Source organism: Roseovarius sp. MMSF_3281 (assembly GCF_030733685.1).
In the GTDB taxonomy this organism is placed as follows: domain Bacteria; phylum Pseudomonadota; class Alphaproteobacteria; order Rhodobacterales; family Rhodobacteraceae; genus Roseovarius.
Window position 1 is genome coordinate 1 of sequence record NZ_JASHIM010000039.1, and the last position, 16564, is coordinate 16564.

A 16564-nucleotide genomic window follows, 5' to 3' on the forward strand; every position below is an offset into this window, starting at 1 on the left:
TCGCAGCCTAAAACACCGACTCTTCATATGCCCGGAGCGCGCCGCCAAGGAATTTCCACAGCATTCGCGACACGACCCGTGAACGTCCAATTTATTGTGGTAGGCTCCTCCGTGACCAAAGCCGCAATGGCCAGTGGTACGCTACCCAACAGCATCTGCAATCCCATCGCCGAAAGGCTATCAACCTTTCCTGCGATGGATTTAATCATGACGTTGCTGAACGTAACGCCCGCGGCTGCAAGAATGATGTAGAGAACGCCAATTGCATAACTCTCGTTTCGTTCCGCAAGAAAATCTGGCAACGCAATCAGCACGATTCCCGCGAAGCCCGCGAACAAACCCGAGCTACCTCGGATAGACAACTTTTCTCCCAGCCAAAGCGCCGCGAGAACAGCTGCCAGGAGAGGTTGTGTATTCGCTATCACTGTAGCAAGACCGGGCGAGACGAACTCTGCCGCATGAAACATCCCAAGAAAGCCGAGACTTGTCGCACCTAGGCCAACTCCTGAAAGCGTCATCCAAACCCGCCATCCGCGCGGAAAGGGTCGACCCAGGACAAGCGCCAAAAGCGTAAGAATAATGCCTGCCAGGGCCGCCCTCATAGCTGCGAAGGTCAGGTGGGGCGAGTATTCGAGTCCGGCCACGATGACGGGAAAACACAACGCCCAAAGCACCATGGCAAAGACAATCTTCAAAGTCGCAACTGGTGTCATGGGTAGTCCCAACGTCAAAAAATAACACCTTCGTCCTCAGCTGCATTTACAGGATAAAGCGCCGCTTGCCGCGGAAATCTGTCACCAAATGTAACCAGTTGGGGTTTTGCGACAGAACGTTACACGACCACTCCATGAGCCCGTTGCATAGCACATCCGATTTGCCATGTTTGTCAGGCAAAAAGCCAAAAGGAGGCATTCTATGAAACGCAACACAACACTTATCCTCGCAACCTTGTTTTCCACAGCGCTCGGCGGAGCCGCACTCGCAGACATGGGGTATGTAACCGGGCATCACGAACTGCCCGACCGCGACAACAATGTTCACATGAATGACACGATGCGCGGACATTTCGATCACGCAGACCAGAACGATGACGGCAAGGTCACGCGCGCGGAAATGGAAGCGCACATGGAGGCGGCATCAGAGTTCAAGAGCATGTTCGAAGAGCGTTTTGACAATCCGCAGAGAGGCCAATGAGGCTACCGAACAGCCGCTCTGGCTGAAAATCGAGAGCCATCGTGTCTGCAAGTGGGAAATGGCTGCGGCGCTTGATATGCGCCGCAGTCAGGGCCGACATCGAGCGGATAATGACCATGATGTCTTCCAAGCATTGGCTCCGTTCGAATGGCGCACGATCAACACTGCGCGCCCGTCTTAGCGGCATACTGGGATCAACGCCGACACAGAAAAGCTAAGTCCGAAAGAGGAAACGATCTTATGAGAACTCCGCTCATGACTATTGGGGCTGCATTAGTGGCTAGCAGCGCTGCAATAGCCGATGTCTACATTCCTGAGGGAGAGCTCGGAACGGTTCTTCATCTGGACGAAAATTACGAGGTGGCGGGCCGCATAGAAGGGCTTGACAATGTTCACGGGCTGGCAGGCGCACCGAAACGAGGCATTCTGGTGGCCGGCAGTCTTTCGGAAACCCGAGGCGATAAGATGGCCAAGCCCTCCCAAGTTTCCGAGGAAGATCACGAAGCCCATCACGGCGGCGGAGCAATGGCTGAGCCAACCGCGGCGAGTCTGGTCACCTTGGTCGATGCCGACAGCCACAAAATACTGCGCCGCACCGAAGTGCCCGGCATTGTTCACCATGTTGGCATTTCTATAGATGAGCGCTTTGCGGCAGTGACGCATCCCGGCCTTGATGCCGTCTCGTTGATAGACCTCGACAGCGGCGACGTAACGGGCACAATCGCTACGGGACCGATCCCCGAATATGTGGTTGCGGATCCGGAGACTGGGACATTCTTCGTTTCGAATGCGGGAAACAACACAATCAGCGAACTCGATCCAGACGACGGGATCGTAACTCGGAGCTTCAAATTGCAAGGCCCACCCAAGCACATGCTGCTGCTTGCAAAAGCCCGTCAACTGATTGTCAGCGAGTCTGATACCGGCAGGGTTTCCATAGTCGATGCCGACAATGGCGAAACTCTTGATACGTTCGAAATTGGCGGCGACCTTCATGGCGTCGCGGCCGACAACGGCGCAATCTGGTCAAGCGCACGCGAACGCGACCGGGTGGTGCGCATTGATCGCAACACAGGTGAACGCCTTGAAGTTAAAGTCGGACCTGAACCCTATCATATGGCGCGCGTCGGCGACGCGCTTATGGTGAGCAGCGCCGTCAAGAACGAGCTATGGGTTCTCGATCCGAAAACGCTTGATCTGCTCGTGATTGTCGAGACGGACAGCACCGGGCATCAATTCGTCCCTATGCCATAGACGAAGCGAACCAAGGTTGCGGGCGCAAACGTACCCGCCACCGCACCGATCAGCCGATGGGTCAAACTTCATCCGGTTAACGCATTTTTGCCTACAATTATACGCCCTTAAAGTTGACATCTTTCTCGAGTTCCAAGGACTTCTTTCGGGCACTTTCCCTTTTGCGAACTGCGCTTTTTCGTCCAGATCGGGCCACCCAAATACCAAAAACCATCAAAACCCCTCCTGGAATCAAACCCGATCCAGGGTCTTCATTTAAGATCACCATCGCTATCGCAATAGCAGCCAGTGGTGAAAAGGAAGTGGCCAACGAAACATCACCTGCCTTCGAGTGTTTCAATCCGAAGTTCCACGCAAGCTGTCCGATAATAATGATGAGAATTGCGTAAACCCATATCCACTTGAGCAGTATCGGTTGGAACATTTCGCTAAAATGGTGGTGACCAGAAAAGGTGAGCTGGAAGCTGACGTAGATTAAAGTACCCAATGCCGTTCTGAAAATGGCGAAGACTCCAAATGGAACCGTCTCGAGACTTGTCCTGGTGATGATCGTTGAAAGAGTAAACGACAAGGTAGCAGCGACGGCTGCGACCTCTCCCACACCAATCGCGTATCCAATATCGCGATCTTTGAAAGCCAGGATGACAACTGCCCCTAATAGAATGATCAGGTTTCCCGCCATCGCTTTGACATCAATCCTCTCACCCAAGAAGATTGCAGCAAGAATAAGGAAAATGGGAGGGTCAATCCGGCTAGCTATGACGACGTTCGTTACGCTGGTGTTTTCCAAGGCAAAAAAATACAGCCCAGGTGTAACGGCGGAGGACAGCACAGCGGATAAGGTCAAAAGCACCCATTCACGGGAGGAAAGGTCACGAAGCTTTTCAAGCTTCCAGTCCCTACCAAAGAATAGGAGCATTGGGATGAGCGAGATCAAAGATCCTAGAACCAAAAGGTTTGCAAAAGTGATCACATTGTGGCCGTTGATGCGGTTCGCATCTCCAATGCTCACCAACATGGTCACAACGGAATTGGATGCCGCATAAATTATCACAGCAACCCAACAAGACACTACACCCCACTTTGCTGTGGTCGACTTACGCAATCTAGTGTCCCGTACCATGACCACGACGGTCTACCCTATCAAACTGAGAATAAAACAATGGCGGTCCTACTTGGCGCTGCCGCTTGGGGGAAGCGTCCCACATCAAGTGGGGTGCCAGCATCGACCGAATTGGATCATGCTCCTATCAAACTTGCCACCCTGCCCCTTGGCCGGAAGATTTTGCAACTACAGCCCTGGATAAGAAAACTTTTCCCAGCATTGCGTGTCGTTTGAACCATTGGTTCGTTCCTTTTGTTTGGCATCGTGAGACCATAGGTCGGCGACCGGAAGCTATCGATGGTGGATATGTATCACTCTGTCGCAAAGCCTGACTGTGTTACGTTTCGTGACAAATTTTCTCGGCAACCACCCTTCGATCGCTTAGATAGAAGTCATGACGAACCCGCCCCACATACTGCTGGTCGATGACAGCGCCGAAATTCGCAAAGCCGTTGCGCGATATCTCGAAAAGAACGACATGCGCGTCACGAGTGCGGTCGATGCAGCCCAGATGGATGACCTGCTGAAGGTCGGCCGCTATGACCTCATCGTGCTGGACGTTATGATGCCTGGCGAAGACGGGATATCGGTCTGTCGCCGCTTGTCCGCCAAGGGGGTGGCCCCAATCGTGATGTTGACAGCGCTTGGAGAGGAAATGGACCGTATCATCGGCCTAGAGGTCGGTGCGGATGACTATTTGCCCAAACCCTTCAATCCGCGCGAGTTGCTTGCGCGGATAAGGGCAATTCTGCGTCGGGCGCAGAAACCGGAAGCGCTGGCGGGAAGTCTTACAGGCAGCCGTGTACGGTTCGCAGATTGGACGCTCGAAACCGACACACGCCGTCTTGGCGCGGAAGACGGCCGAGAGGATGTGCTGACAACATCAGAGTTCAAATTGCTGACAATCCTGCTGGAACGCCCGCGCATCGTGATGAGCCGCGAGCAGCTTTTTGACCTGACGGTTGGGCGAACACCGGCCGCTTTCGACCGGACTATCGACAACCAGATCAGCCGCCTCAGGCGGAAGATCGAGCACAACCCGGGACGCCCAAAAATCATCACAACGGTTCGAAACGGAGGTTATTGCCTGGCAACGGACGTCGAGGTCGAACGGTGACCCGCAAGCCTCTGGATAGCTTGCGCGTTCAGCTTCTGCTGCTCATTATTGGGAGCCTCGTAGTGGCTCAATCCATTAGCCTCTGGTTGTTCGTGGACGAACGCAGTCTCGCCGTCCGCGCTGCGATCGGGGCAGAGGCGGCCGGGCGCGCTGCGAATGTTGCGCTGCTACTCGAAAGGGCGCCACTGGATTTGCACGCCTCGATCCTCCGGGCGGCAGATTCGCCGCTTGCACGATTTCGGATCGACCCGCAGGCTGCAGTGGATCATCTCGATCACCGTGCTGGAGGAGCGGTCGAAGCGCGTATCAGGTCATTGTTTAGCTCTGAAGACAGCCGCGAAATCCGAGTGGAGTTGCATGAGGTTGAGCGCGAATTCCCGCCAATGAGAAACCTGCCGCAGCAGATGGCCGCAGAGCACAAGCAGATGATGCATGACAAGATCTCGGGGCTTGAATTAACACTCTCTATCGCGCTTGAAGATGGCACATGGCTGAATGTCGATACGCGCTTCCAGCGACCACCGCTACAGTGGCCGATCTTTTCTGCGGTGAGCTTTGGTTTCACGGCGACGTTGCTGATTGGAGTCGCTTGCTGGTACTTGCTTGCTCGCCTAACCTGGCCGTTAAGGCGCTTGGCCCAAGCTGCAGACAGGCTTGGTAGAGGAGAGGAAAACAAACCCCTTCGAGTCGCAGGTCCAAGCGAAGTCAGAGAGCTGACGGATACCTTCAATCAAATGCAGGAGCGATTGGTGCGCACTGTTGCGGACAAGACGCGTATTATGGCCGCTCTGGGTCATGATTTGCGCTCTCCACTGACCGCTTTGCGGGTTCACGCCGAGATGGTGGATGAGGAAGAGACACGCGACGCCTTGGTGAAATCAATCGAGGAAATGCAGGACATGGTCGAGCGCACACTGGCTTTCGCTCGGGGCATGGCAATAAGTGAACCTCCAGAAACAATAGAATTGGGGCAATTTCTCACTGAGCTGAAACGCGACATGCTCAACGCGTTCCGACTCGAAACGGACACACCGTTTGAGATAAAGCTTCGGCCTCAATCCATGCGTCGAGCTTTGCGGAACGTCATAGAGAATGCAGTGCGTTACGGCGACGATGTCGAGGTCACCTATTCCCGAGAGTCTGACAAAACCTTGATCTGGGTGCGCGATCATGGTCCCGGCATACCTGACACTCAATTAGAAGAGGTTTTTGAGCCGTTTTACCGGGTCGAGGCGTCACGTTCGCGCGAGACGGGTGGCACCGGTCTCGGCCTTTCAATCGCCCGCACCATACTGCGCTCACATGGCGGCGACATCACTTTGCAGAACCACCCGGACGGCGGGCTTCTGGTGCGCCTCGATTTTCCGTTTTGACAAAGCTACAACCAGCAAGAAAGGACACGATGATGAGTACCTATATGATGTCGATGAAAACCTGCGTGAGCGCTCTGTTGGCGAGCACAGTCCCGGCGCTCGCGGATCCGGGCAGCAATGGCAATGACACCTTCGGGCACATGATGTGGGGAGGTGCCCACGGTTGGTGGGGAGGCTTGGGAATGATCCTTTTTTGGGGGCTGATTATCGCCGTTGCCGTCTTCGTCTTCCGTATGCTCACCAGCAACCGCGTTGGCGAGACCCGCGACGCGATCGATATCCTCAAGGAACGCTATGCACGCGGTGAGATCGACGAAGACGAGTTTCAGCGTCGGAAGCAGCAACTTCAAGGTTGAGCCATCAGGCCCCTGCTTGCGTCGCGCCATTCGCCCGTAAGCCAGAAAAGTGGGTAAGGTTGCGGTTTCTTGTTAACCTCATCAATCCTCTGCCACACGTGTATTGGCAGCGTCCTCCAGTGCCTGCATGACCACTTGCGCTGTAAGCAATTCGGGCAGAACGATGCCATCGGGGGCTTCCGGGCCGTAGACCACGTTAAACGGTATGCCGTAGCGGTCGAAGCTTTCCAGATAGCGTGAGATGGTCTCGTCGGGCCGCGTCCAGTCCGCCTGCATTGGGATAACGACGGGCGCACGCAAGGCTGACGCCACCGGTTCGCGGTCCAGCACGAGGGTCTTGTTGGCCTTGCAGGTCAGACACCAGTCGGCGGTGACGTCCACAAACACAACATCCCCTTGCGAAACGTGCCAGGCGATCGCCGCGCGTTCGAATGCGGTCCAATTCGCGGCGACACGGTCTGTCGGCTCGTCACTTTGCGACAGGAGACCGGAAAGGGTAAGAGCAACGATTGTCAGGGCCAAGGCGGCAGACCCGCGCAGGACAGAAGACATGCGCGGCAAGCTCAGAATGGCGACAATGCCGCCGCTCGTCGCGGCAACCGCCCAGACCGACCGTGTCCCGGCGACGCCACCGAGCACCCAGAAAAGCCAAGCTGCGGTCGCCAGCAGGGCCAGCCCAAGGACGATCTTGAGCCAGATCATCCACCGTCCCGCCCGCGGCATCCGGACCACCATGCCCGGAAAAGCCGCCACGATCAGATAAGGCAAGGCCAGCCCCAGGCCAAGGGCAGTGAAAACCACGACGATGTCGATCGGGCGGCCAGCCAGCGCGAACGCCACGGCCGTGCCGAGAAACGGGGCGGAACAGGGCGTGGCAAGAACGGCCGCGAAGGCCCCTGTTGCGAAATCTCCAACATAGCCGCGCCCGCCGCCCGCTTTCGCCAGCCGGGTGTGCGCCGCGGACGGCAAAGAAATTTCGAACAGCCCGAAAAGGTTTGCCGAAAAGACCACCAGAATGACGGCCATCAGTGCAAGAAAGACCGGGTTTTGGAACTGCAGCCCCCAGCCGACCGTCATCCCGATTCCCCGCGCCGCCAGCGTTCCGGCAGCGATAACCCACATGAAGGCCAGAACACCGAAGGCCGAAACGGCAAATCCAGCCCGAACCCGTTGCCGCGACTGACCGTGGGCCTTCATGGCCGAGGAGAGCTTGATCGACAGCACCGGCAGCACGCAGGGCATCACGTTCAGGATGAGGCCGCCGAGAAAGGCAATCGCCGCAATCCAGGCAAGATCGGCCAACCCCGGCAAAACGCGATCGAGGGTGAAGGGCGGCGCTGCGGCCTTATCGCTCAGGGCGGGCATCCAGGTTGCGGCGCGGTCTCCATCCGTCACCGTCACATCGAGTGGTGGCGGGTCATCGGCGGCGGAGAGGATTGGCAGACGGGCCCATAGTAATCGGCCTCCCTCGCCCAAACGAATGTCCGGCTTACCGAAAGCCGTGCCCTTGCCCAATTCGGGAAACACGTCGGGCTCGCCGAAGGGGCGGTCGCTGCGGGCGGTTAAGGTTAGCGCGGACATCTCACCGTCCAGATACGCGGTTTCGACAGAAATGCTACTCGCCGCGCCCTCGTCGGGCACGCGGCCCGCATAGGCCGAAATCAGGGTTGCGGCGTCGGCATCGATTCCGCTGGCCCTTGGTAGCGCCAACTGCAGTTCGAAATCCTCCGGGACGCAAACGGTCGAACATGTCAGGACGTTCACGCCGGCCTTCAACCGGACCGGGGCGCCAGGGTCTGCAAGTGTTATCCGCAGCGGAAAGACCACCTCATCGGAGTAGCCGAAATTCTCGATCCCGAAGGCGGTGAAGCGCTCAGGCGCCGGCCAGAGAAACTCGACATTCTCGATGTTCTCCGATCCCGCCCAGTCGATCGACGGCGGGATGCCCACCTCACCGGGCGAGCGCCAGTAGGTTTTCCAGCCCTTCGACAATTCCAAGTGCAGCCCCGCCGAGATCGAACGGGTATCCGGGCTGACCCCGTTCTCGGCCGAGATCAGACGTGCGGTGACGGATGTGCTGGAAAATTCATCGGAACTTGCTGCGAATCCGTATTGCGACGGCAGCACGAGAAGTATTGCCAAGGCCAGCAATACGCCCCCGAACAGCCACACAGTATGGCACGCTTTCATCATATTGTATCCCGCCCTCGCCAATGCTTTCGTCTATCGCGCCGCGCCATAGGCGTGTCAGTTGCCCTCTGGTGGCACGACCAGAAACCCTTCGCGGCCATCGGAACAGGTAATCGCCGCAACGCCATCAGGGCGCGATCTGTTCAGCGTGCACCCATTTGGAAGATGGGCTTGGAAGTCCTGGGTTGCCAGCACCGCTGAACCATCTTGCCGACACGCACCGAGCGCCTCCGAACAGGCCCCGAGCGCAAGCAATGAGACGAGTGCCGCGGCGCGAACGGCGAACTTCTGCAGGTGCCTACTCGGGAGCAATCGTCCGGCCAATCGCCGCATGCTTGTCCGCGGCCTCGGAGGTGTTTTTCTTCTCGTCACCATGGCAGGATTTGCCCAAGACACGATGCATCGCGAAATGGGCTCCTAGGCAGACAACCAGCGGCGCGAACAAGATTGCGTTGTTCGTCAGATCGCTCGAAAGGCCACCCGCCGCAAGATAGAGCACGATGGGTGCCAACATGATCGCGCAGCAAGCCCACATCCCGTATTTCATTAACTTGCCGGTGGTTTCGTATAAATCCGGCCTTTCAGTGTTCTTCATGGTTCCGACTCTCGGTTGTTTTAACCCTGCTAAAGGCTTCCCCAGCGGGAAGGTCAACGTTACAAACCGATACGAACTTCACGCTCTTGTCATCCGAACCACCCTTGACCCTCCAGTGGAGGAAGGTGGTTAAAGCCACTCAGCTACAGGACCAGAATCACGGAGGCAGACCATGGGCGATATGTCTTGCAAGAATGTGGGCCGGCGGACCTTTCTGTTTGCTTCGGCCATCGGGCTGGTGTCGCTTGCGGCACCAACCGTGCTGCGCGCTCAGGAGGCTGCGCCGGCGCGCCGGAACATTTCATCTTTCCGGTTGCATGATTGGCAAGACCATTTCGATTCTCTGGGCAAAGGCATTCTGCTGTCGGATACCACAACGCGGGTTCTTCAGCATTGGACGGCTGACGGCGAAATGCGCGTCTACCCCACTTCCGTTCCCATGAGCGACGAGTTGACGCGCCGCGGCTACAGCGAGATCGTCTACAAGGACGATGCGCCGGATTGGGTGCCTACCCCGTCTATGCGCGAGCGCGATCCATCCTTGCCGTCCTATGTCGCCCCCGGCCCCAAAAATCCGCTCGGCGTCCGTGCCATGCATCTGACCTGGCAGTACTACCGCATCCATGGCACCGGTGACACTCGCAAGATCGGTCGCAAATCCTCCAGCGGCTGCATCGGTCTCTACAACGAAGATATCATCGAAGTGTTCGACAGGACACCAATCGGCACCCAGGTCAAACTTATCTGAAGTAAGGATCAAATGAACAAGACAGTTCTGGCCATTCTGGCCTTCTTCGTGTTGGGCGGCGCAGTCGTCTACTGGAACATCGCGCAGCAACCCCAGCAGGTGGGCCACTCGATGGTCCCACCCGACACCAGTGATCTGGAATCGGGCGCGCCCATCGTCGAAGTTTCGCTGCCGGCGGAGCTTTCGGACCAGGCGCAGATGGGCAAGCGGGCCTACGAGGCGAAATGTGCGGAATGTCACGGCAAGAACGCCGCAGGCCAGAACGGGGTCGCACCACCACTCGTGCACAAGATCTACGAACCGAACCACCATTCCGACATGGCGTTCGTGATGGCCGCGAAAAACGGTGTGCGCGCGCATCATTGGAATTTCGGAAACATGCCGCCGGTTGAAGGTTTGACCGATGGCGACGTCAAGCTAATCGCCCGCTATGTACGTGAATTGCAGAGGGAAAACGGGATCAACTGAGCCTTCGGCAGGTTCCGGGCGCATACTGTCGCTTTCCGGCCTGATTTCCTGATCTTCGAACCCGATTGCCGGCGCCGCGATCGCCGCGATTGAAACACAGGACCCTCCATGCCAACGCGACGCGATTTTCTCATGCAGGGGGCGGCTACCACCGCGGCTCTTGCCCTTCCAAAGCGGCTTTATGCCGCAACGTCCGGATTCCAAACCCTCGACGCCCGCACCGCCAGCGTTCAATTGGCGCCGGAAGGTTACCCCGAGACTGATATCTGGGGTTATGGCGGCACGATGCCCGGCCCTCAGTTGCGTCTGCAGCAGGGTGCGCGGCTGCAACGCCGCTTCATGAACGAACTGCCTCAGGCTAGTTCCGTCCACTGGCACGGCGTTCGCCTCGCCAATGCGATGGATGGCGTTGCGGGGCTTACCCAGCCCGCGGTCGAGCCGGGGCAAAGCTTCGACTATGATTTCACCGCGCCGGATGCCGGAACCTACTGGTATCACGCACATAACCGCTCGACCGAACAGGTGGCGCGCGGGCTCTATGGCGCGTTGATCGTCGAGGAATCCGAGCCGCCGGACCTGGATCGGGAAGAGGTGCTGATCCTCGATGATTGGCTGCTCGACCCCGAAACGGCGCAGATCGACCCGGACTTCACCTCGCGCCATGACCGCAGCCATGCCGGGCGGCGCGGCAATTTCATCGCCACCAACGGCCGGCACGACCTTTCCCTGGAGGTGCGCCAACACGAACGTCTGCGCCTGCGCCTCATCAACGCGGCCAATGCAAGGATTTTCGTGCTGTCGCTTCAGGGCATGGAAGGCTGGACGGTTGCGCTGGACGGCATGCCGCTGCCCCGTCCCGAGCCGCTAGCCGAGGCGCTGGTCCTTGGCCCCGGTCAGCGGGCCGATCTGATCGTCGACGTGACCGCCGCGCCCGACGAAACCGCGCATCTCGTTCGCCTTGAGGATCAGGAGGCGGCATCGCAGGTGGCTTTCCCCGTGACCGGATTGGCCTCGGCCGCGCGCCGGGATGCACCGGACGCGCTGCCGCCCAATCCGGGGATGGAGGTGACCGGCCTCGATGACGCCAGGGCCGTGCGGCTCGACATGCAGGGCGGCGCAATGGGCAGGCTCGAAAGCGCGATTCTGAACGGCGAGAAGAAAAGCTTTCGCGAGTTGGTGGATGCCAACCAGTTCTGGTCGTTCAACGGGACGATCGGCATGACCGATGCCCCGCTTGTCGATGTCGAGAAGGGCGAAACGGTCAAGCTTCAGATCTACAACGATACTTCCTTTCCCCACGCGATGCACCTGCACGGGCTGCATTTCCGTGAAATCGGCGAGGATGGCAGGCTCGGTCCCTTGCGCGACACGATCCTGATGTTCGGCGGCCAGACCCGCACGATCGGTTTCGTGGCCGATAATCCCGGCGATTGGCTGTTTCACTGCCACATGCTCAGCCACGCGGCCTCGGGCATGATGACCTGGATGAAGGTGATATGATGCGACGCTGGCTGATCCTCTTTTTGCTCATGGCCGGCGCGGCTGGCGTCGGCGCCTGGATGCTGGCGAAAGGGACATCCGGTACGCCGGAACCGCCGCAGTCTATCGATCTCGCCGAGGGCGAAGAACTCTATCAGGAGTATTGCGCCTCTTGCCACGGGTCCGATCTCGAGGGACAGGCCGGATGGCGCTCCGCCGGAGAGGATGGCATCCTGCCCGCACCCCCGCATGACGAAACCGGTCACACATGGCATCATCCTGATAGTGTTCTGTTCGACTACACCAAGCTTGGCGGAAAGAAGACCCTCGCGAAGCAAGGCGTTGATTTCCAAAGCGGCATGCCCGGTTTCGGTGATGAACTGACCGACGCGCAGATATGGAACATCCTCGCCTTCATCAAATCCACATGGCCCGACCGTCAGCGGGAGGTCCAGGCCGCCCGCAGCGAAGCGGAATAGCAGAAAAGAGGAGACTGAAAATGAGATCGCTTCGATTGGCAGTGCTCGCCGTGAGCATCCTGTTGCCGCTTTCCGCGTTCGCACAGGAGCTGAGCGAGGAACGCGTCAAGGAACTGGCCTTGGAAGCCATTCTGGAAAACCCCCAGATCATCATGGAAGCGGTGCAGCTTCTCGAACAGCAGGAAGCGACCGCGCAGGCAGAGGCCACGGCGGACGTGCTCAAGGAACAACGCCAGCTCTTGGAACAAGCCCCGAACGCGCCGGTGTTGGGCAATCCTGACGGGGACGTCACTGTTGTGGAGTTTTTCGACTACAACTGTCCCTATTGCCGCAGGGCCATGTCGGAGGTTGAAGGTTTGATCGAGGCGGACCCGAATGTGCGGCTCGTCTTTCGCGAATTGCCGATACTCGGCGACGGGTCGGTCTTTGCGGCGAAGGCAGCCTTGGCGGCACGCAATCAGGACAAGTATGAGGAATTCCACTGGGCGTTGATGGGCATGGAGGAACGTGCGCAAGAGGCGTCTGTCCTGCGGATCGCCGAAGAAATCGGCCTTGACGTGGACCAGCTGCGTTCGGACATGGAGGCGCCGGAGGTCCAGGCGCACATCGACGAATCGATGCGGCTGGCGCAGGCGTTGGGTTTCAACGGCACACCGTCATTCGTGATCGGCGACAAACTGGTTCCCGGTTTGGTCGAACAAGACCAACTGGAAGCCTTGGTCGATGAGGCCCGCGAAAAGGAATGAACCTCATGCGACGATGGAGAACTGGCGCCGGAATTGCCCGGCACCGATGATCTTCAGGTCGTCGAAGCAGCCGTGACACCGTAACCGGCATTTCGGATCGCCTCCGTCAGGGCGTGCTCGTTCAGCACGCTATCAACCTCGACTTGCCGCGTACCCGTATCGCAGGTCACGGACGCTGTTGGGTCTATCGCCTTGATCGCCTTTTCGATCGTTGCGGTGCAATGGCCGCAACTCATATCCGGAACCTTGAAGCTGCGCATATCTGTTTCCTCCAGTTCTCGGCATTAGATGCCTGCTTCCCGCATGGGAAGGTCAAGGGCGAAAAAATGTCCCGACGTTGTTGACCTTCCAGCGGGGGGAGCCCTTAGATATCTTTCAGGAGATGAAGGAGACGTTCATGCCGGGCTCAAGAGATTTGCGTTTTTCTATTCAGAACATGTCTTGCGCGTCCTGCGTCGGCCGAGTCGAGCGTGCGCTTTTGGCATTACCCGGGGTCGACGAGGTGAACGTGAACCTCGCCGCCGAAACGGCGCAGGCCCGGATCGACTCGGATGCCCGGATCCCCGAAGTGATCGGGGCGCTGGAGCATGCCGGCTATCCCGCCCGAACGCAGACGGCGCGCCTGAACGTCTCTTCCATGTCCTGCGCCTCCTGCGTTGGTCGCGTCGACAAGGCGTTGGCGGCGGTGCCGGGCGTGCTCGACGTGGACGTGAACCTCGCGTCGGAAACCGCGACCGTAACCTATGCCGAAGACGCTGTCGATCCGGCTGACCTGTTGCAGGCCGCCGAGGCGGCGGGCTATCCGGCCGAATTGGCCGACGACGGCATCGCGGAGGATCGCGGCGCGCGCAAGGAAGGCGAGGCCCGTGCGCTCGCCCGCCGGACCGCTTTCGCAGCGGCGCTGGCCTTGCCCGTGTTCCTGCTTGAGATGGGGGCGCATCTCGTGCCGGGAATGCACGAGATGATCGGCCGCACGATCGGCCATCAGGCCAGCTGGATGATCCAGTTCGTGCTGACGACCATCGTGCTTTTCTGGCCCGGCCGCCACTTTTACACCAAGGGGTTCCCCGCTCTGGTGAAAGGCGCGCCCGACATGAACAGCCTTGTCGCGGTGGGGACCGGGGCTGCGTATGTCTATTCTATCACCGCGCTTTTCGCGCCGTCCGTACTGCCCGAGGCGGCTCGCGCCGTTTATTTCGAGGCTGCTGCGGTCATTGTGGTGCTGATCCTGTTGGGCCGCTGGATGGAGGCGCGCGCCAAGGGGCGCACAGGGGCCGCGATCCAGAAGCTGTTGGGCCTTCAGGCCCGCACGGCGCGGGTGCTGGTGGACGGCGAGACGCAGGACGTGGCCATCGAGCGCATCCGCGTGGGCGACACCCTCGTCGTGCGGCCGGGTGAGCGCATCGCGGTGGATGGCGAGGTGACGCAAGGCCGCGCGCATGTCGACGAGAGCATGATCACCGGTGAGCCGGTCCCCGTGGCCAAGGCTGAGGGCGATCCGGTGACCGGCGGCACCGTCAACGGTACGGGCAGTTTCCGGTTCCGCGCGACCCGCGTGGGGGCGGACACGACGCTGGCGCAGATCATCCGCTTGGTCGAGCAAGCCCAGGGCGCCAAGCTGCCGATCCAGGGCATGGTGGACCGGATCACGCTCTGGTTCGTGCCGGCGGTCATGGCTTTGGCGGCCTTGGCTGTGCTGGTCTGGCTGCTGTTGGGGCCGTCGCCCGCGCTGTCCTACGCTCTGGTGGCGGGCGTGTCGGTGCTGATCATCGCCTGCCCCTGCGCGATGGGGCTGGCCACGCCCACTTCGATCATGGTCGGCACCGGGCGCGCCGCGGAAATGGGCGTGCTCTTCCGCAAGGGCGACGCTTTGCAACAGCTGACTGGCGTGGACATGGTCGCGCTCGACAAGACCGGCACCGTGACCGAGGGCCGCCCCGAACTAACCGACCTCGTTCTGGCCGACGGATTTGAGCGGGCCGAGGTTCTGGCGCTAGTCGCGGCTGTCGAGGCGCAGTCCGAACATCCCATTGCCGAGGCGATCATGCGCGCGGCTCAGGCCGAGGGCGCGGCACGGCGTGACGTCGAAAGCTTCGACTCGATCACCGGCTACGGCGTGCGCGCCAAGGTCGCGGGTCACGACGTGCTTGTCGGCGCGGATCGCCTGATGACCCGCGAGGAACTGAGCATCGAGGCGCTGGCCGATACCGAGCGCCGGCTCGCGGAGCAGGGCCGGACGGCCCTTTTCGCGGCCGTAGATGGAAAGGTCGCGGCGGTCATCGGCGTGGCCGACCCGGTGAAGCCCGCCAGCGCCGCCGCCATCGAGGCGCTGCATGGTCTCGGGCTGAAGGTCGCGATGATCACCGGCGACAAGCGCGAAACGGCCGAGGCCATCGCGCGGGAGATCGGCATCGACCACGTGATCGCGGGCGTCCTGCCCGATGGCAAGGTGGCGGCGCTGGATGAACTGCGGCAAGGCGGCCAACAGATCGCCTTCGTTGGGGACGGCATCAACGACGCGCCCGCGCTGGCGCATGCGGATGTGGGCATCGCCATTGGCACCGGCACCGATGTTGCCATCGAATCTGCCGATGTCGTGCTGATGTCGGGTGATTTGCGCGGCGTAGTGAACGCGCTCAATGTATCCGGGCGGACCATGCGCAACATCCGCCAGAACCTGTTCTGGGCCTTCGGCTACAATGTCGCGCTGATCCCGGTGGCGGCAGGTGTGCTCTACCCGGCCTTCGGGCTTTTGCTGTCGCCGGTGCTGGCCGCCGGGGCAATGGCGCTGAGCTCGGTCTTCGTACTGACGAACGCGCTGCGCTTGCGCCGGGTCCGCCCAGCCATGGATGAAGCCAGCAGCTTGAAATCTGAAGGGGCGGGTTCTCTATCCCCTGCCCCTGTCGCCGCTCAATAAGGAGGATCATGACATGAATATCGGAGATGTCGCCACCCTTTCGGGCCTGCCAGCCAAGACGATCCGCTATTACGAGGATATCGGGCTGGTCAAGCCCTTGCGCAGTTCGAACGGTTATCGCACGTTCCGTGAAAGTGACGCGCACAAGCTCGCGTTTCTGGGACGCGCCCGTGCGCTCGGTTTCACAATTGAAGATTGCCGCAATCTTCTTGCGCTCTACGAAGACGAAGAGCGTGCCAGCGCCGAGGTAAAGGAGATCGCCAAGCAACATCTTGAGCGAATCGACGGCAAGATCAAAGAGTTGAAGGAAATGCGCGCAACGCTCGCCCATCTTGTCGAGGAATGTGCCGGAGATCATCGCCCGGATTGTCCGATCCTGGCCGATCTGTCCATGAAACGGCGCGACGAAGACATGCGCCGGAAATCGGCGTAATCGGATCAGCAGCTGTCGCGTTGCCCTTTAATCGGCTCTGCCTCAATCTGTGTGGCGGAACGGTAGCATTCTCGCCCGCAACAATTCTGGACCGGCTCGACCGTACATGG

At 59.5% G+C, this 16564-nt stretch carries 17 protein-coding genes; 12 read left to right on the forward strand and 5 right to left on the reverse strand.

The annotated features are described in order from the left end of the window. Positions 1-23: 23 nt before the first annotated feature. Positions 24-713, reverse strand: a complete 690-nt coding sequence (locus tag RBB32_RS20535; RefSeq protein ID WP_306155510.1) for a DMT family transporter — start codon at positions 711-713, stop codon at positions 24-26. A gap of 202 nt (positions 714-915) precedes the next feature. On the opposite strand from RBB32_RS20535, the gene RBB32_RS20540 reads away from it, so the two are divergent. Then, positions 916-1194 carry a hypothetical protein gene (locus RBB32_RS20540; protein WP_139837411.1) on the forward strand — a complete coding sequence of 93 codons (279 nt, stop codon included), beginning with the start codon at positions 916-918 and terminating at the stop codon, positions 1192-1194. A 240-nt stretch (positions 1195-1434) separates the two neighbouring features. Beyond that, entirely contained in the window at positions 1435-2448 is a 1014-nt protein-coding gene (locus RBB32_RS20545) for a YncE family protein (RefSeq protein ID WP_147430609.1), read from the forward strand. Between the two features lie 97 nt (positions 2449-2545). On the opposite strand, the gene RBB32_RS20550 is transcribed toward RBB32_RS20545, so the two are convergent. Beyond that, on the reverse strand, positions 2546-3553 hold the full coding sequence (locus RBB32_RS20550; protein ID WP_273187177.1) for a DMT family transporter: 1008 nt from the start codon (positions 3551-3553) through the stop codon (positions 2546-2548). A gap of 394 nt (positions 3554-3947) precedes the next feature. On the opposite strand from RBB32_RS20550, the gene RBB32_RS20555 reads away from it, so the two are divergent. The 3 genes from RBB32_RS20555 to RBB32_RS20565 all read left to right on the forward strand — a co-directional run bounded on the left by RBB32_RS20555 (position 3948) and on the right by RBB32_RS20565 (position 6399). Then, the gene (locus RBB32_RS20555; protein WP_085818155.1) at positions 3948-4670 is read left to right on the forward strand and encodes a response regulator; all 723 of its coding nucleotides are present in this window, start codon (positions 3948-3950) and stop codon (positions 4668-4670) included. A gap of 62 nt (positions 4671-4732) precedes the next feature. Next, the gene (locus RBB32_RS20560; RefSeq protein WP_306155518.1) at positions 4733-6043 is read left to right on the forward strand and encodes an ATP-binding protein; all 1311 of its coding nucleotides are present in this window, start codon (positions 4733-4735) and stop codon (positions 6041-6043) included. A 32-nt stretch (positions 6044-6075) separates the two neighbouring features. Further along, positions 6076-6399 carry an SHOCT domain-containing protein gene (locus tag RBB32_RS20565; RefSeq protein WP_245962850.1) on the forward strand — a complete coding sequence of 108 codons (324 nt, stop codon included), beginning with the start codon at positions 6076-6078 and terminating at the stop codon, positions 6397-6399. A gap of 81 nt (positions 6400-6480) precedes the next feature. Here the strand turns inward: RBB32_RS20565 and RBB32_RS20570 are convergent, their stop codons facing one another. Together RBB32_RS20570 and RBB32_RS20575 are read right to left on the reverse strand one after the other, a co-directional pair. Then, a complete protein-coding gene (locus RBB32_RS20570) occupies positions 6481-8589 on the reverse strand; it encodes a protein-disulfide reductase DsbD (protein ID WP_306155522.1) in 2109 nt (702 codons plus the stop codon). Between the two features lie 298 nt (positions 8590-8887). Next, positions 8888-9241, reverse strand: coding sequence for a hypothetical protein (locus RBB32_RS20575; RefSeq protein WP_306155524.1), 354 nt, complete (start codon positions 9239-9241; stop codon positions 8888-8890). Positions 9242-9365: 124 nt separating this feature from the next. On the opposite strand from RBB32_RS20575, the gene RBB32_RS20580 reads away from it, so the two are divergent. From RBB32_RS20580 to RBB32_RS20600, 5 genes are all read left to right on the forward strand, one after another. Beyond that, a complete protein-coding gene (locus RBB32_RS20580) occupies positions 9366-9932 on the forward strand; it encodes a L,D-transpeptidase (protein WP_121143709.1) in 567 nt (188 codons plus the stop codon). Positions 9933-9944: 12 nt separating this feature from the next. Next, complete coding sequence (locus tag RBB32_RS20585) at positions 9945-10400, forward strand: cytochrome c (RefSeq protein ID WP_085818151.1); 456 nt, start codon at positions 9945-9947, stop codon at positions 10398-10400. Between the two features lie 108 nt (positions 10401-10508). Continuing rightward, positions 10509-11900, forward strand: a complete 1392-nt coding sequence (locus RBB32_RS20590) for a multicopper oxidase family protein (RefSeq protein ID WP_085818150.1) — start codon at positions 10509-10511, stop codon at positions 11898-11900. A 59-nt stretch (positions 11901-11959) separates the two neighbouring features. Beyond that, a complete protein-coding gene (locus RBB32_RS20595) occupies positions 11960-12358 on the forward strand; it encodes a c-type cytochrome (protein WP_245962869.1) in 399 nt (132 codons plus the stop codon). A gap of 20 nt (positions 12359-12378) precedes the next feature. Further along, positions 12379-13104: a DsbA family protein gene (locus RBB32_RS20600; RefSeq protein WP_085818148.1), complete on the forward strand. Its 726-nt coding sequence runs from the start codon at positions 12379-12381 to the stop codon at positions 13102-13104. 53 nt (positions 13105-13157) lie between these two features. On the opposite strand, the gene RBB32_RS20605 is transcribed toward RBB32_RS20600, so the two are convergent. Next, positions 13158-13364, reverse strand: coding sequence for a heavy-metal-associated domain-containing protein (locus RBB32_RS20605; RefSeq protein ID WP_057821727.1), 207 nt, complete (start codon positions 13362-13364; stop codon positions 13158-13160). A gap of 137 nt (positions 13365-13501) precedes the next feature. Here RBB32_RS20605 and RBB32_RS20610 point away from each other — a divergent pair, with 137 nt between their 5' ends. Next, positions 13502-16021 carry a heavy metal translocating P-type ATPase gene (locus RBB32_RS20610; RefSeq protein WP_085818493.1) on the forward strand — a complete coding sequence of 840 codons (2520 nt, stop codon included), beginning with the start codon at positions 13502-13504 and terminating at the stop codon, positions 16019-16021. Positions 16022-16034: 13 nt separating this feature from the next. After that, the gene (gene cueR, locus RBB32_RS20615) at positions 16035-16454 is read left to right on the forward strand and encodes a Cu(I)-responsive transcriptional regulator (protein ID WP_085818147.1); all 420 of its coding nucleotides are present in this window, start codon (positions 16035-16037) and stop codon (positions 16452-16454) included. The last annotated feature ends 110 nt before the right edge of the window (positions 16455-16564 follow it).